General features: G+C 68.4%; 1 protein-coding gene. It reads left to right on the forward strand.

Annotated features, from left to right (window positions below):
• The coding region (locus tag LDQ05_RS19610) for an AMP-binding protein (protein WP_226438621.1) at positions 1–684 on the forward strand (684 nt) is incomplete at both ends.

Raw genomic sequence — 684 nt, forward strand, 5'->3', positions numbered from 1 at the left:
CGACGGCGGGGTTGCACAATCTGTACGGTCCGACCGAGGCTGCGGTGGATGTGACGTATCACGCGGTGTCGGAGGCGGACGAGGTGTCCGTGCCGATCGGTGTTCCGGTGTGGAACACCGGCACACGGGTGCTGGATGCGCGGTTGCGGCCGGTGCCGGTGGGTGTTGCGGGTGAGTTGTATCTGTCGGGTGCGCAGTTGGCCCGCGGATATCTGGGGCGGGTGGACCTGACGGCGGATCGGTTCGTGGCGGATCCGTTCGGTTCGGGTGAGCGGATGTACCGCACCGGGGATCTGGTGCGGTGGGTTCGTGGCGGGTCCGGGGTGCCCGAGTTGGAGTACATCGGGCGCACCGATTTCCAGGTGAAGCTGCGGGGTCTGCGGATCGAGCTCGGTGAGATCGAGTCGGTCGTGCGGGCGGATCCGGCGGTGTCGTCGGCGGTCGTGGTGGTGCGTGACGAGGTGCTGGTGGCGTACGTCGCGCCGGTGCCGGGCGGGGTCGTCGACGCGAGCGAAGTCAAGGCCGAGGCCGCGCGGGTGTTGCCGGAATACATGGTGCCGTCGCAGGTGGTGGTGCTCGAGGCGTTGCCGTTGAATGTGAACGGGAAGGTCGATCGCAAGGCGTTGCCGGCGCCGGTGTTCGAGGCGGTGGTGTTCCGTGCGCCGACGACGCCGGTGGAGGAGA

Source organism: Rhodococcus yananensis, from assembly GCF_020515525.1.
In the GTDB taxonomy this organism is placed as follows: domain Bacteria; phylum Actinomycetota; class Actinomycetes; order Mycobacteriales; family Mycobacteriaceae; genus Rhodococcus; species Rhodococcus yananensis.